Source organism: Micromonospora sp. ATA51 (assembly GCF_016802855.1).
GTDB lineage: Bacteria > Actinomycetota > Actinomycetes > Mycobacteriales > Micromonosporaceae > Micromonospora > Micromonospora sicca.
The window spans coordinates 1-4,249 of the sequence record NZ_JAEVHJ010000443.1 but is presented as its reverse complement, the minus strand read 5'-3'; the positions used below and the strand labels follow the sequence as shown (position 1 = coordinate 4,249).

The window sequence follows — 4,249 nt, the reverse complement described above, 5'->3', positions numbered from 1 at the left end:
ACCGTCGACACCGCCGAGAAGAACGCCCTGACCAGCTGGGCGAACTCCTGCTCCAACGTCACCATCACCGTCGTCCGCGCCTTCTAGCAACCACGGGTAGGGGCGGTGCCGCTCCGTACGGTTGCTGCGCCGCCCTCGCCTCGACGCTGACCTACGCATTACGAGTCAGTCCCGGGGCGCTGGTCAGCCGTTCGGTCGCCCTGTTCGACGTGGTGACCGCGTCCGCGCTCGTCCGCTGTTGCTCGCCGGCTTGGCTGCTCGCTTGGCTGCTCCGCACTGGCAGAGGTCGTCGAGCACGCCGGCTAGGCCGACCGGGTCTAGCATGCGCTCCATGACGACCGCCGATGTCGATCCGACCCCTGCACCGGGTTCGTCCGGCCGGACCTTAGCGCGTGCGCAATTCACCCTGGCCGCTGTCTACGTCGGCGCCATCGGCGTCGCCCTCGGCCGGGCCGCGTCCTTCTCCGGGTACCTCTACCTGCCTCACCAGGGCGACGAGTACACCGGCAGCGCTAATCTCTGGCCGAGCCTCTGGGCACTGGGGGCGCTGGCGATGATCGTCGTGATCGGCGTAGCGCCGTACGTCGCTGCAATGGCAGCGCTCGTCGCCGTCACCCGGCTCCCGACGGCCCGGATGCGGACCTCCGTGCACCGGCGAAGCCTGATCGTTAGCACGGTTCTCGCGGCCCTCGTTGCCGCCTCCTCATTGACTCCACCGGTCAACGCGTTGTTCAGCTGGCTCCTCGACTAGACACGTTGGCAGCTGGCCGGCCTCATCTCGCGCCTGGCTGGCCGCGTCGCCCGCTGCTCGCGCCACTGGCCGCCAGATTCTTCATATCCCGATAGTCCTACGCACGGCCGATCCGACCACTTGCCCCCCAGGCAACCAACACGGGATGCTGGCTTGCTGCTCCAATGCCGCTGAGCTGCCTGGACGGTCCTCCAGTGTCCGCCACAGTCCGCCGGTTTGCATCCCGCTACAACGAAGCCCGTTACCGCAAGCCATGCACGCCCGGCACGCCCTCGGCGACGCCGACGGCATCCGCACCCTGCTCCGCGCGCTCGCCCAAGACCCTGGCAGACCTATACGCCGAACCGGAAGAGGAGACCACCGCCGTGGCGACCCAGCTGACCGGATCCCGCCCGGCGGGCTGATGGCGTGTGCTTACATGCGGGGACAGGCGGCGGGTCGGCGGCGGGCGGCGGATCGATGAGGCCTGCCAGGCTGAATGTTGCCGGAATGGACTCTGTTGTCCGCAATGTGCAAGGAGATGCCAGCATGCGAGTAGCCGTGGTCGGGGCCACCGGGCGGATCGGATCTCTGACCGTCGCCGCTCTGCAGCGCGATGGGCACGACGTCGTGCCCATAAGTCGGACTCACGGCGTGGACGTCGTCGCCAGCACCGGACTCGACGAAGCCCTGGCCGGGGTAGAGGCGGTCATCGACACCACCAGCATCAACGCCGCGACTGAGGCCGAGGCCGTCGGCTTCTTCACCACCGCCACCGCCAACCTGCTCGCCGCCGAACAGCGCGCCGGGGTCGTCCACCATGTCGTGCTGTCCATCGCCCGGGTGCGCACGGTGCCCGGCAACCCCCACATGGCGGGCAAGCGCGCCCAGGAGGCCGCCGTCGAGGCCGGGCCGATCCCGTACACCATCGTCCCCGCGACGCAGTTCTACGACTTCCCCGCGATGGCCGCCGGGTGGGTCGAACACGACGGCGTCGCGCAGCTGCCGCCGCTGTTGATGCAGCCGATCGCCCCCGCCGACGTCGCCGACATCCTTGCCCGGGTCGCCGTGGGTGCCGCCCAGGGCCGCCACCGCGACATCGCCGGACCCGAGCCGCAGGACCTGATCGACATGGCTCACCGCACGCTCGCTGTCCAAGGCAGAAGCATCCGGCTCGTGCCGACCTGGCATGGCGGCATCTTCGACGAGACCGCGGCCGGCGACGCCCTGCTGCCCGCGGCCGACGCCGAGATAGCCCCCACGACCTTCGATGAGTGGCTGGCGGCACAACGTGAAGTCAGCGGGGGTTGAGGTGGCCGCGATGGCGCAGCGACGTGGCGCAGCGGGTGCGTAGTTGCCGGTTGGCGGGGTTACGGAACCCGTAGGCGTCGCGGGCCACGGTCTTGATCAAGCGGTTGGTGCCCTCCGAGCCGGCATTGGTGATCCCGGTACGGATGAACACGAGGATCTGCGGCCGGTACCGTGCCAGAACTCGCTGCGCGGGGCTGATCTGCGTCTTCGTTGATCCGGTCAGGCCGCTCGGTGATACTCGTTGATCACGCCGCCGAGGATCCGTCGCCGCCGTATCGGCGCGTTGATCGGGATGACGAGGCTGGGATCGTGGTTCGGCGGGTGTTGGGCGAGGCTCTGATGTGGGCGGTGTCCGTTGAAATGGGCCGCATACTCGTCGAGCACTGTCCGAGAGTGACGCTCGTTGTAGATCAGGATCCGGTCCGTGCACTCGGAGCGGACGCTGCGGACGAATCGCTCCGCGTAGCAGTTCGCCCGAGGCGTCCGTGGCGGAGTCTTGACCACCTCGACGCCTTCGGCGGCGAACACCGCGTCGAAGGACGCGGCGAACTTGGTGTCCCGGTCGCGGATCAGGAAACGAAACGATGTGATCCGGTCGCCGAGGTCCATCACCATGTTGCGGGCCTGCTGGACGGTCCAGGCCGCGATCGGGTGCGCGCTGACGCCGAGGATGTGCACCCGGCGGGTGGTGACCTCGACCACGACCAGTGCGTATAGCCGCCGCAGAGTGATGGTGTCGAGGTGGAAGAAGTCGATGGCCAGTAGCCCGGATGCTTGAGCGCGCAGGAAAATCCGCCAGGAGGTATCGACCCGGCGTGGCGCCGGTCCGACTCTGGTGGCGGCGAGGATCCGGCGGATCGTGCCGGCACGACCTTGTGGCCGAGTCCCACCAGCTCACCTTGAATTCGGCGGTGTCCCCAGCGCGGATTGTCTCGGGCCAACCGCACGACGAGATCCCGAATTTCGTCGCTGATTGGCGGCCGGCCCAGCCGGTTCGGATACGTCCAATGCTGGGCGACCAGGCGACGATGCCAGGCCAGGAGCGTGGCCGGGGTGACGATCTGGTGCTCACGCAGCCGACGGGGCAGCACTCTTGTCAGCGCGGATAACACGGCCCGGTCGGGCCAGGACAGCCGTACTCGCCCGACCTGCCGGCGTAACACGGCGACTTCGTGCCGCAGCACCACCAACTCCGCCGTGTTCTCGGCGTCAGTTCTGGTGAGGAGCGCGAGCCAGCCGAACACCCGAACCATGATCAGATACAGCAACCGAACCGTCACGAACCGATCATGCAGCAGTCAGGCGAAACCCCAGCTCACGCCCCATGCGTCTATTTCTGGCATGGTACGGGGTATTGACAACCAGGACTTCAAATTGATGGTGCCGCTGGGCCGGCTGCTGGCGATCGACTGGATGCAATGGGGGTCTGGGCGACTGGACCTGCCCTGGGGCCAAGTGGTGGGCTTCGCTCCCTGGCCGCTCCGCCACCAGCTTCTGCCACCGGTGACCGCACCTAAGCGGATGGCGACTACAGGGATTACCCTTCGCGGGGCTGGGTCAGGCCGAGAATGTTGCCTTCGCTGTCCTTGAACCAGGCGCCGCGCATCGTCGGAAACGACGCCACGCCGTTGACCGTCTTAAGACCAGGGAGATCGTACTCTTCAAACGTCATGCCGCGCCCCCGAAGGTCCGCCATCTCGGCGTCGAGGTCGGCGACTAACCAGGCCGCCAACGTGTGGGGCGCCTGCCCGGCGTTGGAGGTGGGATAGATGAAGAACTGCGTTCCACCGGACTCGAAATGGACGGCGTCCTCGGCCTCCCGTGAGATAGTCAGGCCCAGGGTGTCGCGATAGAAGCGCTTGGCCCGTTCCATGTCGCTCGCTGGAATGGCCGCCTGCACCTGTGCATCTGTCAACATGATGGCTCACCTCCTGCGATAGCGTAATCAGCACCAGGCCGCCAGACTTCCGCTTTGTCCCACTTTGCCATCGTCGTGGCCGCTCTGGAGCTCGCCGCGTGCCAGGTGCGCCCCGCCAGGCACCCGGTGATCTACCTCCTGACCTGGCCGTTCGGCGAAAGGGCGCGATGGCCTCGGGTCATGCTGGGCTTACGGCTTGGTGCGCGGTAGAGGAAAGACCCGGGTCGATCATGAAGGTGGCCGTGCGGGACGATCATGATTGTGACGTCAGGATGGGCCCGCACGGCCTT

5 protein-coding genes are annotated in these 4,249 nt (G+C 67.3%); 2 read left to right on the top strand and 3 right to left on the bottom strand.

Annotation, left to right across the window (positions count from 1 at the left end):
- The first annotated feature begins 331 nt into the window (after positions 1 to 331).
- Positions 332 to 751 carry a hypothetical protein gene (locus tag JNW87_RS35495; protein WP_238455206.1) on the top strand — a complete coding sequence of 140 codons (420 nt, stop codon included), beginning with the start codon at positions 332 to 334 and terminating at the stop codon, positions 749 to 751.
- A 528-nt stretch (positions 752 to 1,279) separates the two neighbouring features.
- Positions 1,280 to 2,041, top strand: a complete 762-nt coding sequence (locus JNW87_RS35490; RefSeq protein ID WP_238455207.1) for an SDR family oxidoreductase — start codon at positions 1,280 to 1,282, stop codon at positions 2,039 to 2,041.
- Here JNW87_RS35490 and JNW87_RS35485 read toward each other — a convergent pair.
- The 3 genes from JNW87_RS35485 to JNW87_RS35475 form a co-directional block, all read right to left on the bottom strand.
- Positions 2,028 to 2,240, bottom strand: coding sequence for a transposase (locus tag JNW87_RS35485; protein ID WP_309234146.1), 213 nt, complete (start codon positions 2,238 to 2,240; stop codon positions 2,028 to 2,030). The genes JNW87_RS35490 and JNW87_RS35485 overlap by 14 nt on opposite strands.
- A 20-nt stretch (positions 2,241 to 2,260) precedes the next feature.
- Entirely contained in the window at positions 2,261 to 2,743 is a 483-nt protein-coding gene (locus JNW87_RS35480; protein WP_238455204.1) for a transposase, read from the bottom strand.
- A gap of 835 nt (positions 2,744 to 3,578) precedes the next feature.
- On the bottom strand, positions 3,579 to 3,959 hold the full coding sequence (locus JNW87_RS35475) for a VOC family protein (RefSeq protein WP_238455203.1): 381 nt from the start codon (positions 3,957 to 3,959) through the stop codon (positions 3,579 to 3,581).
- Positions 3,960 to 4,249 lie beyond the last annotated feature (290 nt).